The following is a 17,128-nucleotide window of genomic DNA, read 5'->3' as shown; positions in this document are numbered from 1 at the left end:
TTTTTCCTTTCCTGTTTCCTTCTTCCTAAATCCCCATCCGATCGCGGAACCGGTAATACCACGACCCCAGCACCGTGAGCGGCACGCGCAAAGCCTTGCCGCCGGGGAAAGGATAATAAGGCAGGTTGGCGAAGACATCGAAGCGCGTCGCCGTGCCCGCCACCGCCTCGCCCAGCAGTCGGCCGAGAAGATGCGTGGTGGTCACGCCATGGCCGCTATCGCCATGGCTGAAATACACATGGGGTGAGAGCCGCCCGATTTGCGGAAACCGCGTCAAGGTAAGGGCGAAATTGCCGCTCCAGGCGTAATCGATCCGGCGCCCCTGCAAAGACGGAAAGGTTTTGTGCATCAGCGGCAGGATTTTTTTGCGGATGCTGGCCGGGTCGCGCCCGCCATAGACGATACCGCCGCCATACAGGATCCGCCCATCCGCGCTGCGCCGGAAATAATCCAGAACGTAATTGCAATCCTCGACGCAGACATTGGAGGGCAGCAGGGTTTCCGCGAGTTCGCCGAGCGGTTCGGTCGCCAATATCTGGGTCGAGACCGGCATGATCTTGCCGCTGAGTTCCGGCAGCAGATCGCCGATATAGGCATTGCCGCAGACCAGCACATAGTCGGCCCGTACCTCGCCGCAGTCGGTGCGCACGACCGGCGGTGCGCCGGTGTCCACTTCGACCACGCGGCTATTTTCGAAAATCCGGCCGCCCAGCGACTCGAAGGCCGCCGCTTCGCCCTGCACCAGATTCAGCGGATGCAAATGCCCGCCCAGCGGGTCGAGCAGGCCGCCGACATAGCGGGTGCTGGCCACATGGGGCGCCAGCCCGGCGCGGTCCAGTAGCTCCAGCCTTGGGTGCCCGTGCAGGGCCCAGATGCGCTGCTCATGCTCCAGCCATTGCATCTGCTTGGGCGTCAGGGCGACCAGCAGCCCGCCCGGCACGAGGTCGCAGGCGATCGCGTATTTCTCCACCCGGTCCCGGATGATTTTCGCGCCTTCCAGCGCCATGGCGCCGATCGCGCGGCCGGCCGGCGCGCCATAGCGCGCGGCGATCACGTCCAGCGGGCGGGAATAGCCGTTGACGATCTGCCCGCCATTGCGCCCCGAGGCGCCGAAGCCGACGCGCGCGGCTTCCAGAACGATGACGGAAAAGCCCCGCTCGGCCAGTTCAAGGGCGGCGGAAATGCCGGTGAAGCCGGCGCCGATGACGCAAATATCGGCCCGTTCCGCCCCGCGCAGCGCCGAGCGGAAATCCTGCCGGTGCGCCGTGGCGGCATAATAGGAGGCGACATGGCCGCTTTCCGTCATGCCCGCCCGCCCGCCAGCAGCGCCACGCCGAGCAGCGCGCACACAAAGGTGATGGTGATCACCAGCAGCCGGATGCGGTAGGCGGAAGCGCGCGCCTGAGCCAGCACCTCGGCCTCCATATTCGCCTCCGCCGCCGCCACGCGGGCTGGCAGCGGCCCTGTTCCGTTGATGACGAGGGCGGCGGTGTCGGAATCCACCGCCTCCGGCAGCCGCCTGATCGCCGCCTGTTGCGCAGCCGGAGACGAGGCCGCCAGCACCGCAGCCAAGGCCGCGCGCTGGTGCATTTCATCCACGGTCGGCGCGGGAATTGAAAAACTGGCGAATGTGCCGATCAGCCCCGGCATGAGGAAGCAAATGAGCAGAAAACCGACACGGGAAGGGGAAACGCTCATGGACGCGAAACGTTTACCGGATCGAAAGGGAAAGAAAAGCGCTTCTTTTTTGAAAAAAAGAAGCAAAAAACTTTTTTAAACTTGGGCCCGTGCCGGTCCAGCGCCTCAGGCCCAGCGTAAACAAAAGTTTTTGCGCCGCTTTTTTCAAAAAGCGGCTGCTTTCTACGACATCTCCTCGCGGATGTCGCGCCATTCCTCGGTGAAGGGCTTCTTGCGGAAGGTCGCCCAGAAAAAATTCATCGAATAGCGAATGCCGATGGTGAAGACGCCTTCGCCCACCAGCCGGCGGCCGGAGGATTCGGCGGGCAGGCGGAAGGTGAATTTCACGCCGCCGACCTTGGAAAGCCGCCGGGCCATGTCGGTATCTTCGCCATAGAAGGAGAAGCGCAAATCGGGGTTGCCGAGTTTCAGCATCGCCGCGCGCTTCACGATGAAATTCCCGCCTTGCAGCATCGAGCCGACATTCAGCACGAAGCGGTTGAACAGATACACCGTGAAGGCCAACCTGTAGTAAGCGCCGACCACCCGGTTCACCCGGTTCGGCACACCGTAATAGATATAGGGGCCCGACAACGCGACCAGCCTTGGCCCGCGCTCGAACTGCTGCAGAACTTCGGTGAGCCAGCCCGGCGGGATCACCGTGTCGGCGTCGATGTTGGCGACCAGCTCGCCCGTGGAGGCCGCGAATCCTGTCCAGCGCGCCTGCACCAGCCCTTTGCGCGGCTCGTCCACCACCACCACGCCCTCCACCGCCTCGGCGACCTCGCGGGTGTTGTCGGTGCTGGCATTGTTGACCACGATGATTTCGGCGTCCTGCCCCAAAACCTGGCCCGCTCGCTCGATTTCGTCGCGAATCGCGGTCAGGGAACGGCTCAAGAGAGCCTGTTCGTTATAGGCAGGCACGACGAAACTGATCTTCATAATATTTCTCTGCTCCGTGGCGAATCGGCGGCCTTCGCCGCCGGTCTGGCTTTCAACAAGGGAATCAAGGCGAAGGCGAATGACCCTTTCATGACAACGAAATTGGCGGCTGCCGGTTGACATTGCCGCGTTCGCCCGGCATATCGCGCCAACTATTTTAACATTTTTACCCGAGAGCTTGTGATGAAGATCCGTAACTCCCTGAAATCCGCGAAAGCTCGCGACAAGAATTGCCGCGTCGTGCGTCGCCATGGCCGGGTCTACGTCATCAACAAGAAGAACCCACGGATGAAGGCCCGTCAAGGCTAATCCCGGTCTTCTCGATGCAGCTTTTGGAAAACCCGGCTTTGGCCGGGTTTTTTGTTGGCCGCTATTTGCCGGCTTTCGGCGTTTTTGGCCCCCGGCCGGCACTTGCCGGGCCGGTTGGTAGGGGACAGGACAGCATCTATGAGGTGAAGTACCGCCCGGCACTTGCCAAGTGCAAAATAATGCCGAGATTGGCCGCGAAGCCTGACTAACGAATCCGGCTGAGGAGCGACGAACTATGAGACAACCAGATCCCAAGGCCGAAATCCTGGCCCGCCGTGCCGAATTGGTGGCGGGACTCCGCCATATCCTGCCCGAGCGGGCCGTGATCGAGGATAGAATTTCACTCAAACCCTATGAAACCGACGGCCTGTCCGCCTACCGGCAGACGCCGCTGGCGGTGGTGCTGCCGGAGACCGAGGCGGAAATTGTGGCGGTGATGAAATTCTGCGCCGCGCATGGCGTGCGGGTGATTCCGCGCGGCGCCGGCACCTCCCTGTCCGGCGGCGCGCTGCCGCTGGCGGACGCGGTGGTGGTGGGCATGATGCGCATGAACCGCATTCTCGACATCAACTATGCGGATCGTTACGCCGTGGTGCAGCCCGGCGTGACCAATATCGGCATCACCAACGCGGTGGCCGATGAAGGGTTCTTCTACGCGCCGGACCCCTCCAGCCAGCTCGCCTGCATGATCGGCGGCAATGTCGGCATGAATTCGGGCGGCGCGCATTGCCTGAAATACGGCGTTACCGCGAACAACCTGCTCGGCCTGCGACTCGTCACGATCGAAGGGGAGGTCCTGGAGATCGGCGGCACACATTGCGATGCCGCCGGCTATGACTGGCTGGGACTGATCACCGGCGCCGAGGGCCAACTCGGCATTCTCACCGAGGTGACCGTGCGGATCCTGCGTTCGCCCGAGGGCGCGCGCGCCATGCTCGCCGGTTTCGCCACCAACGAGATCGCCGGTGAATGCGTGGACGCCATCATCTCGTCGGGCATCATTCCCGTGGCGTTGGAGTTCATGGACCGGCCGGCGATTCATGCCTGCGAGGCCTTTGCCCATGCCGGCTATCCGCTGAACGCCGAGGCGCTGCTGATCATCGAGGTCGAGGGCTCGGAGGAAGAGCAGACGGCGATGCTGGGCCGCATCCGCGAGATTTGCGAACGTTTCAACCCGGTTTCGATGCGGGTTTCGGAAACGGCGGAGGAATCGGCGGCGATCTGGAAGGGGCGCAAGGGCGCGTTCGGGGCGATCGGGCGCATCTCGCCGGATTATCTCTGCATGGACGGCACCATCCCCACCAGCCGCCTGCCGGAGGTGCTGCGGCGCATCGAGGAGATGAGCGCCAGCTACGGGCTCCAGGTCGCGAATATTTTCCACGCCGGCGACGGCAATTTGCATCCGCTGATCATGTTCGACGCCAACGACCCGGCGAGTTTCGCGCGGGCCGAGGCGTTCGGCGCGGACATTCTGACTTTGTGCGTCGAGGTCGGCGGCTGCCTGACCGGCGAGCATGGCGTCGGCATCGAGAAGCGCGACCTCATGACCAAGCAATTCACCAAGCCGGAACTCGACCAGATGCGGCGCATCAAGAGCGCGTTCGATCCTGACTGGCTGCTCAACCCCGCGAAAGTGTTCCCGCTATGATGATGCCGCAGACGGAAGCCGAGTTGGCCGGCCTGGTTATGGATGCCGCAGGGCCGCTGCTCGTCCAGGGCAATGGCACCAAGAGCGCCATGCTGCGCCCGGTACAGGCGGCGCAGACGCTGAGCACGAAAGCGATGAGCGGCATCACGCTCTATGCGCCGAATGAATTGGTGATGAGCGCCCGCGCCGGCACGCCTCTCGCCGAGATCGAGGAGGCGCTGGCCGCGCACAACCAGCAGCTGGTCGCCGAGCCGTCGCATTTGTTCGGGGCGGAGCAGACGATCGGCGGGGTGGTTGGCGCGAACATGTCCGGCCCGAGGCGGATCAGCGGCGGGGCGATGCGCGACCATGTGCTCGGCGTGCGCCTCGTCAACGGCAGCGGGGAGATTCTGAATTTCGGCGGCCGGGTGCTGAAGAACGTCACCGGGCTCGATGTCGCCAAGCTCGTGACCGGCAGTTTCGGAACGTTAGCGGTGATGACAGAAATCACCTTCAAGGTGGCCCCGCGCAGCGAGGCGACCGGCACATTGGTGCTGCCGGGGCTCGACGCGAAGGCGGCGGTCAAAGCGCTCAGCGCCGGCCTCGGCTCGCCCTTCTGCGTCAGTGGCGCGGCCTATGTGCCGGCGACGCAAACAGCCTATCTGCGCATCGAGGAATTCGCGCCTTCCGTGACCTATCGCTGCCAGGCGCTGGCCAAACAGCTCGGCGGCGGCGAGGTGCTCGGGACCGAGGCGAGCCTGGAATTATGGCGCGACATTCGCGACTGCAAGATGCTGCCGCCGGGCGACGCTTTGTGGCGCGTGTCCGTAGCACCTTCCGCGGGGCCGGCGGTGCTGGAGGCGGTGGCGGCCCAGGGCGTCAGCGGGTTTCTCGATTGGGGTGGCGGGCTCGTCTGGTTGGCCGGCCCGGCGACGCAGGAAGCCCATGACGCCGTGTGCGCCGCGGCGCGCGCCGCGCACGGTGTCTGGTGGCTGATGCGCGGCCCGGAAGCGTTGCGCGCCGCGGTCGATGTGCTGCCGCCGGAATCCGCCGCCCTGGCCGCGCTGCGCCGCCGCGTGCAGCAGAGCTTCGATCCGCGCGGTATCTTCAATCCCCTGAAATTGCAGGCTGCCTGAACCATGCAAACCAATTTTACCGAGCTGCAGCTCGCCGACCCGGAGATCAAGGTCGCCAACGACATTCTGCGCACCTGCGTGCATTGCGGGCTGTGCACCGCCACATGTCCGACCTTTGTGACCCTGGGCGACGAGTTGGATTCGCCGCGCGGGCGGATCTATCTGATCAAGGACATGCTGGAGAATAACCGTCCGGCGGCGGAGGAGGAGGTGCTGCATATCGACCGCTGCCTCTCCTGCCTCTCCTGCATGACGACCTGCCCCTCGGGCGTGAACTATATGCACCTGATCGACCATGCGCGGGTGCATGTGGAGAAGACTTATAAGCGGCCGTTCAGCGACCGTCTGCTGCGCGCCGTGCTGGCGCGGGTTCTCCCTTATCCGGCGCGCCTGGGCGCGGCGCTGCGGCTGGCGCAACTGGGACGGAAGCTGGACTTCCTGGTCGCGGGGGAGAGCATGTTCGCGCAGCGCCTGCGCGCCATGCTCAAACTCGCGCCGGCGCAGCCGATGACGCCGCAAAGGCTGGAAGGCACCGTGCACAAGGCCGTCGGCGCGCGGAAAGGGCGGGTGGCCTTGCTCGCCGGCTGCGCGCAGCAGGCGATCGGCCCGTCGATCAACGACGCCACGATCGCGCTGCTCAACCGGCTCGGCATCGAGGTCGTCATCCCGGCCGCATCCGGCTGTTGCGGCGCGCTGGTGCATCATATGGGCCGGCATGAGGAAGCTTTGGCAGCGGCGCGGCGCAATGTCGCGGCCTGGACGAATGAAGCGAAAAAAGACGGGCTGGATGCGGTGATCGTCAACACGTCCGGTTGCGGCACGGTTTTGAAGGATTATGGGTTTTTGCTCCGCGACGACCCCATGGCCGGCGATGCGGCGAGGATCTCGGCGCTCGCCATGGATATTTCCGAATATCTGCTGAAAATCTACGAGCCCACGCGGGCCGCGCCGGATCTGACCGTCGCTTACCATGCCGCATGTTCGCTGCAGCACGGTCAGAAGATCACCTCGGCGCCGAAAACTCTGCTGCGCAAGGCCGGGTTTACCGTGGTGGAGCCGAAGGAGGCGCATCTTTGCTGCGGTTCCGCCGGCACCTACAACATCATGCAGCCGGAAATCGCCGCCACGTTGCGGCGCCGCAAGCTGGACACGCTGAAAGCCAAGGCTCCGGACGTGATCACCGCCGGCAATATCGGTTGCCTGACCCAGCTTGCCGGCGATGGGGTCCCCACCGTGCATATGGTCGAGCTGCTGAACTGGATGGCCGGCGGGGAGAAGCCCAAGGCGTTAGGCTAGGGAAGGAAAGGCAAGAAAGGAAGCACTACTTTTTGTGAACAAAAAGTAGCAAAAAAACTTTACTTACTTTGGGCCCGTGCCAGTTCAACGCCTCAGGCCCAGCGTAAACAAAAGTTTTTGCGCCGCTTTTTTCAAAAAGCGGCTGCTTTCTTTCTTCCTTCCTATCCCGGCAGAAAAGCGGACAGACGGGGCAGGAACATGCCCGCTTGCCGGCGGTAGGCATCGTAATCGGGCGCGAGGTCGGAACGGGCGAATTTCTGCTCCTCCCGCAGCGCGGCTCTGTAATACAGCGCGCCGAGAATGAGCGGGGCCGCCCAGGCGCCGAGGGACGGCGTGCTGATCGCCGTGCCGACCCAGAACAGCATATAAGAAAGGTAGAACGGGTGCCGCACGTAGCGGTAGGGCCCCTGGCAGAACAGAATATGCGGCCGGTCGGTGTCGAACGCCAGCGTCGGCGGAAAGAAGCGGGTCGTGTGGATGGCCCAGGCGAACAGCCAGAGCGATAGGACGAAGAGCGCCGCCACGGCAGGCCAGGCTGCCGCGCCGTTGCGCAATTGCCAGAGGAAGCTGAGGAAGCCGAGCAGGCTCAGGGCGCCGATCAGCCTCATGGTTGAGGGCATGGCGCTTGGGGCGCGGAAATGCCCTTTCACGGCCCAGCTGAACGCGGCGACGCAGGCGAGGCCGAGGCAGGCGATGAGCGGCGTGGTGATATCCATGTTCAGGCCTCCGCGAAGACGGGGACGGTTTCACCCTTCATCAGCCCGGCATAGGCGCGCCTTCTGTTATCGTTGGTGGCGAGGAAGGGAATGTCCGCCATCAGCCGCGCGTAGCGTTCCCGTGGGCAGGCCATCAGATCGGTTTCGAATTTCACGCCGGCATAGCGCCGCGGGCCGTCGACGTAGGAAAAATGCAGGCGCTCGTAAAAAGGTGTGTGGTTGCGCCGGGCGCAATTCAGCATCATGTCCGCGTCGGTTTCGATGACCAGGAACGAGACGAAGCGAAACAGCACGAACACCAGCTCGTAATCGGTAACGAAATCCGGGTGCCGCACCAGGCGGTTGATTTCCGTCAGCCGGACCGGCCTTCCATCGCGCCGCGGCGCGGCCAGCCTGGCGACGGCTTCAGGGAAAATGCGGCGGGCCGGGATCTCTCCCGCCGTCTTGCCCGCTTGGCCGTCGAGCATACAAAGCCGCACCGAGGCGGCCGGCCGCCGGTGCTTGTAGATCACAATCGAGCGGTTGTTCGGCTGCAAATCGTCGGCGTCGGAAAACAACCCGCCGGGCTGCGGATCGATGTAGCCGCCGGAGAGATAACTGCGATGGCGAATTCCATAGGCGTCGGCTTTCGTCTCGTCGTCGAGCGCAAGGCGCGCGGTGAGGCCGGACCCGGAACGTTTGCGCGACAGGGGCGCGCCGCGAATGAGGTTGGTGGTAACGGCCTGCAACCCGGTCATGTCATGTTCCTTTTTTGATTGTGGCTCGAATGACGAGGGACAAAACTCAACCCAGGCGTGTGAAAAATTTCATTAGGACGTCACAGGCAGATGGTTTAGACATGTAACGCTCTCGTGTTTGGCGAGCCGGAACGGCGAATGGGCACCATATAATTTTGATGTGTTTGTTTTATTCTGGTGTGTCTGCCTTAACATTTTTCTAACGATTCTATATCGAAATGTTGTTGCCGGGCTGACATAGATGAAGCAGCGCAGACAAAATGATATTGTGCGAAGCGCCGGCATACAAGCGTTTCTTGCGTGAGGCCGATCGTTATTCGTCGGAAAATTGTGGTTTGAAAACGTGCCTGCGGTTGACAGACGGTCCGGGATTTTAACGGCCATCGCCTGATGAAATCTCTGGCGGGGGTTTTCGTTAGGGGAGTTGGCGACGGAAGGTCCGGGACGCAAAGTTCATGGGACGCCGCCAGCGCGTTTTGCGCGGTCGGCCGGAAACACAGGGGGATTTTCGATTCAAGCGGTTGGCACACGCGATCGCAGGCCTACGAGGCGCCGCCGTACTTTCGGCCCGTCACGCCGCATGGCGATACGGGTGTTGCGGTCTTGGGCCGCGCTGAGGAATTTGATTTTTTACCTGAAGATGCCGGAGGGATTGGCGGAACGCCTGTATTTCGAGCAGGCGCGGGATTTCAGCCGCATCATCATCGCCATTTCCCTGCTCGGCCTGTCCACCATCGGCCTGCTGTTTCTCGAGTTCCGGGCCAATGCGCAGGCGCTGCTGCACGATGCCGTCATGCTGACGGTGGCATTGTGCTATTGCGCGTTGATCGGGAGGGCCCGGCGTTGGTTGTTGCACCGCGCGCCAACCGGCGCGGATGCCCATCTCTACATCAAAAACATGATCCGGCTGATCGCGCTGCTCGGCGTGCTGTGGTCGGTCCTGCTGATTTTGCTGCTGCGCCATGAGAACGGCGACCAGGTGGCCCTGCTGTATGGCATCATGGTCGGTTGTCTGGCGACGCCGGTGATGGTGTCGCCCCTGTCCTGCGCGATCGCCTATTGGCTGCCGATTTCGGTCGGCATCGTGCTGGCGCTGATCCTGGCGCGGGATCTCGAGGTTTTGACGCTGCTCGACCTTACTTCGTTCATCGCGCTTACGGGGTTTTGCATCTTGTTCCTCAATCAGCGTCTGAATGAGCGGGTGATCGGGACGATCAGGCTCGAAGAGAATGCCGAATTGATCAAGCTGCTGCTGCGGGATTTCGAAGAGAGCTCCAGCGACTGGCTGTGGGAGACGAATGCGGAGATGAAGCTGCAACGGGTCAGCCCGCGTTTGGCAGAGGTGGCGCGGAGTCCGGCCGCGACTCTGTCCGGCCGGTTTCCGGAGGCGCTGCTTGGTGAGGCTGCGGCTTGCGTGGGCCACCCCGGCTCGCCGATCGAACGGCTGCGGCAGGTCATCGAGGAGCGCGCGCCGTTTCGCGACCTGGTCGTTCCGGTGCAGATTCAGGGGGAGGAGCGTTATTGGTCGCTGACCGGCAAGCCGATTCTCGATAAATCCGGCCGTTTCGCCGGCTATCACGGGATCGGTTCGGACATTACCGGGCAGCGGCGGCAGCAGGAGCAGATCGCGTTTTTGGCCCGGCATGACAGCCTGACCAAGCTCCCGAACCGTTTGATGTTCGATGAGGTGCTGCATCGTGCCTGCGAGAAAAGCGCCGAATCCGGAGTCGCGCTGCTGTGCCTCGATCTCGACCAGTTCAAGCTCATCAACGACACGCATGGCCATGCCACTGGTGATGCGGTGCTGGTCGCGGTGGCCGAGCGGCTGAACGGCTGCCTGCGCGAGCGCGATGTCGCCGCCCGTCTCGGCGGCGACGAGTTCGCGATTATCGTCATGTCCGATGATGTCGCGGAGATCGGCGCGGTTGCCGGCCGCATCGTCGAGCGCGTTTCAAGCCCGTATCAGTTCGAGGGGCAATCGGTGCGCATCGGCGCCAGCATCGGCATTTCCCGGGCACCGCAGGATGGGGACAATGCCAGTGCGCTGCTGAAAACCGCCGATCTCGCGCTCTATCGCGCGAAGGCCGATGGCAGGGGGGCTTGGCGCTTTTACGATCCGGAAATGGACGAGATCTTGCAGGAGCGGCGGGCGCTGAGATCGGCGCTCGCCCTGGCGTTGCCGCGCCACGAATTCGAGCTGAAATATCAGCCGATCGTCAATCTGGCCGACCGGCACATTCTCGGCGCCGAGGTGCTGCTGCGTTGGCACCACCCAGAGCGCGGCGTGCTGGGGCCGGACCAGTTCATCGCCATCGCTGAGGAGTCTGGGTTCGTCGGTCCGATCGGCGAATGGGTGTTGCAGCAGGCCTGTCTGGAGGCAGCGCGCTGGCCTGAGCATATCAGTTTCGCCGTCAACCTCTCGCCACGGCAGTTTCGCGACGCTGGGCTGGTCGAAAACATCCTGGCGGCCTTGCGCCACGCGGGCGTGAGCCCGCAGCGCCTGGAACTCGAGATCACCGAGACGACCATGCTCGAGACCAGCGCCCTGACGATGGCCGCTCTTTGGGAATTGCATGGCCAGGGCGTGCGCATCGCCCTCGACGATTTCGGCACCGGCTACTCCTCGCTCAGCTATTTGCAGCGCTTTCCCTTCGACAAGATCAAGATCGACCGTTCCTTCATTCGCGATCTCGGCGATGAGAAGGATGACAGCTCGATCGTCCTCGCCATCATTGGCCTGGCCGAGCGCATGAACATGATCGTCACCGCCGAGGGGGTGGAGACCGGCGAACAGGCGATGCTGCTGACCTCCTATGGCTGCGCCCAGGCGCAGGGGCATTTGTTCCATCGGGCGCTGTCGCCGGAAAAATTCGCCGAGGTCGTGGCGGCCGACCTGCGGATCGATGACTGGTCGGACTGCTCTTCCCCCGATCCGGCCACGCTCTCCTGACACTGGAGGCCGGCGACGGGTAAAAATCGGCATAGGCCGACGCCGGAATCACCCTGGCCTGTTGCGGCGGAAACCGCTTAATAGCCGTCCATGACGAAGCCACTGACGCCCACCCCCGCCAGCGCCGCCGGAGCCAGCCCGGCCATGGCGCAATGGTTCGCCATCAAGGCGCGGCATGAAGAGTCCCTGCTGTTTTTCCGCATGGGCGATTTCTACGAGCTGTTCTTCGCGGACGCGCAGGCGGCGGCGGCGGCGCTGGACATCGCGCTGACCGCCCGCGGCCAGCATCAGGGCCAGCCGGTCCCGATGTGCGGCGTGCCGGTGGGGCAGGCGGAGATGTATCTGGCGCGGCTGATTCGCCGTGGCTTTCGCGTCGCCATCGTCGAACAGATGGAAGACCCGGCGGCGGCCAAGGCGCGCGGCGCCAAGGGGCCGTTGGCGCGCGACGTGGTGCGGCTGGTCACACCTGGGACGCTGACGGAAGAGGGGCTGCTGGAAGCGGGACGGGCCAATTTCCTGCTCGCCATGGTCGCGGAGGGCGGCTCGCTCGGCCTCGCCTGGGCGGATATTTCCACCGGCTCGTTTGAAACGCAGGATGTGGCGCCAGCCGGCCTCGCCGCGGTGCTCGGCCGCCTCGACCCGGCGGAAATTCTTAGCCCCGAGGAGATCGAGCTCGGCCCTTACGCGGTGCGGCGCGTGCCGACACTGCGCCTGGCCATGCAGATGCCCGCCAACGAAGCGGCGGCGCGGCGCGAGGTGGCGGAAAAATTCGGCGCCGCCAGCCTGGATGCGTTCGGCACATTCAGCGACGCCGAGGCGCTCGCCGCCGCCCAGTTGCTGGCCTACATCACGGCCACACAGATGGGCGCGATGCCGCGCCTCTCTCGCCCGGTTTCGGCCGGCGCCACCGGCCAATTGGCGATGGACGCGGCCACCCGCGCCAGCCTGGAGATTTTGGGCGCCCGGGGCGGCGCCGAGGGCGGCAGCCTTCTGGCTGCCGTCAAGCGCACCGTGTCCCCGGCCGGCGCGCGGCTGCTGGCTGCCTGGCTGGCAGCCCCGCTCACCGCGCTTGAGCCCTTGCAGGCGCGCCAGGCCGCCTGGCTCGCTTTGCGCGACCAGGACCGGGCCGAGCCCTTGCGCGGGGTGTTGCGCGGCGCGCCGGACATGGCGCGCGCGCTCAGCCGCATCGCTTTGGGGCGCGCCGGGCCGCGCGACCTCGCCGCGATCGCCGCCGGGCTCGGCGTGGCCCGGCAGGCGGCGCCGCTTTTGCCGGCCGGCGTGACGCTGCTCGCGGCGGCCGCCCAGGCCCTCGACCCGGCGCCGGGGCTGGAAGCGACGCTCGCCGCCGCCCTGGCCGAGCCGGCGCCGCTCCGGCTGGATGATGGCGGTGCCATTGCCGCGGGGTTCGATGCCGAGCTGGACGCCGAACGGCGGCTGCGCGACGACACGCGCCAGGTGATCGCCGCCTTCCAGAACGAGCTCGCGGTGCGCTATGGCGTCGCCGCCTTAAAAATCCGCCATCATGCGCAGCTTGGCTACGTGGTGGAGGTGCCGAACGCCGCCGCCGAAAAGCTGCGGGAAAACCCCGAACTGATTCTGCGCCAGGGCATGGCCAACGGCGCCCGCTTCACCCATCCGGAACTGGCCACGCTGGACCAGCGCATTGCCGAGGCGGCGGCGCGCGCGGCGGCGCGGGAGAAAGTGGTTTTCGCCTGGCTGCTCAAACAAATCCTGGCCCATGCCGAAACGCTGGCGGCCTGCGCCGATGCCCTGGCGCTGCTGGACGTGCTGCAATCGGCGGCCACGCTCGCCTTCAGCCCGCTTTATAGCTGCCCGGAGCTCACCGACGGCGAGGATTTCCTGCTCAAATCCGGGCGGCATCCGGTGGTCGAGGCGGCCTTGCCGCCCGGGACCGCGTTCATCCCCAACCATTGCGATTTGTCCGCCGGCCAGCGGCTGATGCTGCTGACCGGTCCGAACATGGCGGGCAAATCCACCTTTCTGCGGCAGAATGCGCTGCTGGTGGTCCTCGCCCAGGCCGGGTTGCCGGTGCCGGCGGCGGAGATGCGGCTGGGGCTGGTGGACCGGCTGTTCTCCCGCGTCGGCGCGGCCGACGATCTGGCGTCGGGCCGCTCCACCTTCATGGTGGAGATGATCGAGACCGCCGCCATCCTGCATCAGGCCGGGCCGAAGAGCTTTGTTATCGTCGATGAGATCGGCCGGGGCACCGGCACGCGCGATGGTCTGGCCATCGCCCAGGCGGTGTTGGAAACACTGCACAATGGAAATCGTTGCCGCGCCATATTTGCTACACATTTTCATGAGCTATTTCAGTTGGCCGAGGCGCTGCCGCGGCTCACGCCGCACACGATGCGGGTGAAAGAGTTTCGCGGCGAGGTGGTGTTTATGCACGAAGTGGTCCCGGGTGCGGCGCAGCGGAGCTGGGGTGTTCATGTTGCCCGCCTGGCCGGCGTGCCGGAGCCTGTCGCCAAACGCGCGGAAATCCTTCTGAAAGCCGCCGAACGCACCGCCTCGGCGCCTTCCCCTTTGCCGCTGTTTGCCGCCGCCCCCGTGCCGCCGGATGAGCGCGACGCCGTGCTGGCCGAACTCGAGCAACTGGACCCCGACCAGATGAGCCCGCGCGCGGCGCTGGAGGCGCTATACGCGTTGCGCCGCCGGTTTGTGCCGCCGCTTCCAGCCTGCGAGGCGGGCGATTGAACCGCGCTCGTTCTTACTACGATTTTATTCCTATATCGAAAGAGTTCCCCGCGTTTCCAACTTCAACAAGATTGATCTACTTTGCCGCAAATGCCCCTCGCTGAGAAACCGCCTGAAATTGCCGCTGCCCTGGCCGCTCTGGTGCCGGAGGGCAACCCGCCGCCGCGTGACGAGGCGCTTGCCGCCTTTCGCCGGCAGCTCGGGCGGCTGCAGACCCATGTGCAGCAGCGTTTCGAACGCGACGGGCTGAATGGCCTGGCTGCGGCGCGGCTGCATGCGCGGCTGATGGATGAGCTGGTCAGCGCCTTGTTCGGCTATGCGCTCGCGATGGCCCCGATCGACCCGGAAGACCGGCTCGCGGTGGCCGCCACCGGCGGCTATGGCCGCGCCACGCTGGCACCGTTCTCCGACATCGATCTGTTGTTCCTCACCGGCGGCAAAAATAGCCCGAAGATCGCCGGCGCCGTCGAGTTCGTGCTGTATTTCCTCTGGGATCTCGGCCTGAAGGTCGGCCATGCCACGCGCTCGATCCCTGACTGTCTGCGCGAGGCCAAGGACGACGTCACCATCCGCACCTCGTTGCTCGATGCGCGCTGCCTGAGCGGCGACCGCGCTTTGTTCGCCGATTTTCACAAGGCGTTCCGGGCCGATTGCGCCGCCGACGGCCCGGCCGAATACATCGCCGCGAAACAGGCGGAGCGCGCCGCGCGCCACCGCCGCTTCGGCGAGACGCCGTTCATGGTCGAGCCGAACGTAAAGGAAGGCAAAGGCGGCCTGCGCGACCTGCAGACTTTGTACTGGCTGTCGCGCTACGTCTTCAACACGTTTGCCATGAGCGAGCTGGTCGGCAAGGACGCGCCGGGCGGCGGCATCCTCACCGAGACCGAAGCCCGCGCCTGCAAGCGCGCCTGGGAATATCTCTGGACCGTGCGGGTGCATCTGCACTATGTCGCCGGCCGCGCCGAGGAGCGCCTGACCTTCGATCTGCAGCCGGTGGTCGGCGCGCGCATGGGCTATACGCGCCATGGCCGCCAGGATGGCGTGGAACGGTTCATGCGCCATTATTTCCTGGTGGTGCGCGAGGTGGCGCGCGTGACCGGCGTGCTCGAGCCGGCTTTGACGCGCGCGGCCTTAGGCCCGCCGGCCATCGTCGCCGCCACCGACACGGCGCTGATGCAGGCGGGCTTCGTGCTCGCCGACGGCAAGATTCTGTTCGCGCCAGGGCGCGAGCCGGAAACCGACCCGACGGCGATTTTCCGCATTCTCATCAGCGCCCGCGACCGTGGGCTGGAACTGCACCCGCTCGCTCTGCGCATGCTGATCCGCTCGGCGCCGCTGGCGGCGGACCTGCGCGGCGACAAGAAGGCCGCCACTTTGTTCCTCAACCTGCTGTGCGGCGGGGACGAGGCGCGCGGCGACACGCCGTCCTGCGATTCTGCGCGCTGGTTGACGCTGCTCAACGAAACCGGCGTGCTCGGCCGCTATATGCCGGACTGGCGCCGCATCGTCGGGCAGATGCAGTTCGACACCTACCATGTCTACACGGTCGACGTGCATTCCGTGCAGGCGGTGAAGGTGCTGAACGCGATCGAGGCCGGCGACCTCGCGGAAGTGGCGCCGGTGGCGAGCGACCTGATGGAGCAGGTGCAGTCCCGCCGCGCGCTGTATGTCGCGGTGCTGCTGCACGACATCGCCAAGGGGCGCGGCGGCGACCATTCCGAGCTCGGCGCGGAACTCGCTCTGTCGCTCTGCCCGGCGCTCGGTCTCACCGCCGAGGAGACGGAAATGGTCTCCTGGCTCATCCTGCACCATTTGCTGCTTAGCCAGACCGCCTTCTCCCGCGACATCGACGACCCGAAAACCATCCTCGACCTCGCCGACACCATCCAGTCGCCGGAGCGGCTGCGCCTGCTGTTGATCCTCACCGTGTCCGACATCCGCGCGGTCAGCCCGAAAGTCTGGAACGGCTGGAAGGCGACCTTGCTGCGCGAACTCTACGCGCGCGTCGCCGAGGTGCTGGAGGGCGGGCTCTCCACCACCGAGCGTGACACGCGCATCGCCCGGGTGAAGGACGTGGTGGCGGACCTGCTGGAAGACTGGCCGGCGGAAGCGCGCGAAGAATTTCTGTCGCTCGGTTATCCGAGCTATTGGCTGGGCTTCGACCCCGAGAGCATCGAACGCCATGCCCGCATGATCCGCGACGCAAGGCTGCGCGACGCGCCGCTCACCGTGAACGCCGAGCCGCTGCCGGCCCGCGCCGTGACCGAAGTGGTGATCTACACCGCCGACCATGCCGGGCTGTTCAGCCGCATCGCTGGCGCCTTGGCCATCGCCGGGGCCTCGATCGTCGATGCGCGCATCCATACGCTCACCGACGGCATGGCGCTGGACACGTTCTGGATCCAGGACGCCGCCGGCGGCCCCTATGACGCGCCGCACCGCCTGGCCCGGCTTTCCGCCTTGATCGAACAGACGCTCTCCGGCCGGCTGAAACTGGACAGCGAAATCCGCAAGGCCACCCACAGCCTGATCCCCGGCCGCATGCGCGCCATCCATGTGCCGCCGCGCGTGGTGGTGGATAACCGCGCCTCCAACCGCCACACGGTCATCGAGGTGAACGGCCGCGACCGGCCCGGCCTGCTGCACGACGTGACGGCGGCGATCTCCAGCGAGGGGCTGCAAATCGCCTCGGCCCATGTCACCACCTACGGCGTGCGCGCGGTGGACGTGTTCTACGTGAAGGACGTGTTCGGCATGAAGGTGGAGAATGAGCGCAAACTCTACCAGCTCCGCCAGGCGCTGCTCGCGGCACTCACCCCCACCGCCGAAGACCCGCCGGCTTCGTCGCGCCGGGTGACGGTGGGGTAGGAAAGTAAGTGGCCGCTTTTTGAAAAAAGCGGCGCAAAAACTTTGGGGCTGTCCCAGATGTTAGGTTGAATTCTTTCTGACCCAGCGCTTGAGCTGCTTCAAGAGCTGGGCGGGAGAGCCGTCGTTGAACCTCCACTCGCATTCCTTGAGGA

At 65.0% G+C, this 17,128-nt stretch carries 12 protein-coding genes; 7 read left to right on the top strand and 5 right to left on the bottom strand.

The genetic code is table 11. From position 1 onward, the window contains the following. Window positions 1-25: 25 nt before the first annotated feature. The 3 genes from VNC39_RS00425 to VNC39_RS00415 all read right to left on the bottom strand — a co-directional run bounded on the left by VNC39_RS00425 (window position 26) and on the right by VNC39_RS00415 (window position 2,619). A complete protein-coding gene (locus VNC39_RS00425) occupies window positions 26-1,306 on the bottom strand; it encodes an NAD(P)/FAD-dependent oxidoreductase (RefSeq protein WP_325395066.1) in 1,281 nt (426 codons plus the stop codon). Next, window positions 1,303-1,698 (bottom strand): hypothetical protein, encoded by a 396-nt coding sequence (locus tag VNC39_RS00420; RefSeq protein WP_325395064.1) that lies wholly within the window; start codon window positions 1,696-1,698, stop codon window positions 1,303-1,305. Before VNC39_RS00420 ends, VNC39_RS00425 begins: the two co-directional genes overlap by 4 nt. A gap of 162 nt (window positions 1,699-1,860) precedes the next feature. Next, window positions 1,861-2,619 carry a glycosyltransferase family 2 protein gene (locus VNC39_RS00415; RefSeq protein WP_325395062.1) on the bottom strand — a complete coding sequence of 253 codons (759 nt, stop codon included), beginning with the start codon at window positions 2,617-2,619 and terminating at the stop codon, window positions 1,861-1,863. Between the two features lie 183 nt (window positions 2,620-2,802). Between VNC39_RS00415 and ykgO the strand changes: the two genes are divergently transcribed. The 4 genes from ykgO (at window position 2,803) to glcF (ending at window position 6,987) form a co-directional block, all read left to right on the top strand. Further along, entirely contained in the window at window positions 2,803-2,928 is a 126-nt protein-coding gene (gene ykgO, locus VNC39_RS00410) for a type B 50S ribosomal protein L36 (protein ID WP_325395060.1), read from the top strand. A gap of 235 nt (window positions 2,929-3,163) precedes the next feature. Next, entirely contained in the window at window positions 3,164-4,576 is a 1,413-nt protein-coding gene (locus VNC39_RS00405) for an FAD-linked oxidase C-terminal domain-containing protein (protein WP_325395058.1), read from the top strand. Continuing rightward, the gene (locus VNC39_RS00400; RefSeq protein ID WP_325395056.1) at window positions 4,573-5,691 is read left to right on the top strand and encodes an FAD-binding protein; all 1,119 of its coding nucleotides are present in this window, start codon (window positions 4,573-4,575) and stop codon (window positions 5,689-5,691) included. The genes VNC39_RS00405 and VNC39_RS00400 overlap by 4 nt, the downstream gene beginning before the upstream one ends. Before the next feature lie 3 nt (window positions 5,692-5,694). Continuing rightward, on the top strand, window positions 5,695-6,987 hold the full coding sequence (gene glcF / locus VNC39_RS00395) for a glycolate oxidase subunit GlcF (RefSeq protein WP_325395054.1): 1,293 nt from the start codon (window positions 5,695-5,697) through the stop codon (window positions 6,985-6,987). Between the two features lie 161 nt (window positions 6,988-7,148). Here glcF and VNC39_RS00390 read toward each other — a convergent pair whose 3' ends face one another. Together VNC39_RS00390 and VNC39_RS00385 are read right to left on the bottom strand one after the other, a co-directional pair. Continuing rightward, on the bottom strand, window positions 7,149-7,703 hold the full coding sequence (locus tag VNC39_RS00390; RefSeq protein WP_325395052.1) for a methyltransferase family protein: 555 nt from the start codon (window positions 7,701-7,703) through the stop codon (window positions 7,149-7,151). Between the two features lie 2 nt (window positions 7,704-7,705). Beyond that, window positions 7,706-8,440, bottom strand: coding sequence for an N-acyl amino acid synthase FeeM domain-containing protein (locus VNC39_RS00385; protein ID WP_325395050.1), 735 nt, complete (start codon window positions 8,438-8,440; stop codon window positions 7,706-7,708). A gap of 592 nt (window positions 8,441-9,032) precedes the next feature. Between VNC39_RS00385 and VNC39_RS00380 the strand changes: the two genes are divergently transcribed. From VNC39_RS00380 to VNC39_RS00370, 3 genes are all read left to right on the top strand, one after another. Further along, a complete protein-coding gene (locus tag VNC39_RS00380; protein WP_325395048.1) occupies window positions 9,033-11,390 on the top strand; it encodes a putative bifunctional diguanylate cyclase/phosphodiesterase in 2,358 nt (785 codons plus the stop codon). A gap of 90 nt (window positions 11,391-11,480) precedes the next feature. Then, window positions 11,481-14,108: a DNA mismatch repair protein MutS gene (mutS, locus tag VNC39_RS00375; protein WP_325395047.1), complete on the top strand. Its 2,628-nt coding sequence runs from the start codon at window positions 11,481-11,483 to the stop codon at window positions 14,106-14,108. 90 nt (window positions 14,109-14,198) lie between these two features. Next, window positions 14,199-16,976 carry a [protein-PII] uridylyltransferase gene (locus VNC39_RS00370; RefSeq protein ID WP_325395126.1) on the top strand — a complete coding sequence of 926 codons (2,778 nt, stop codon included), beginning with the start codon at window positions 14,199-14,201 and terminating at the stop codon, window positions 16,974-16,976. Window positions 16,977-17,128: the final 152 nt, after the last annotated feature.

Source organism: Acidocella sp., assembly GCF_035535915.1.
Classification (GTDB): domain Bacteria; phylum Pseudomonadota; class Alphaproteobacteria; order Acetobacterales; family Acetobacteraceae; genus Acidocella.
The sequence above is the reverse complement of the archived record's forward strand: the minus strand, read 5'-3'. Positions and strand labels throughout refer to the sequence as shown.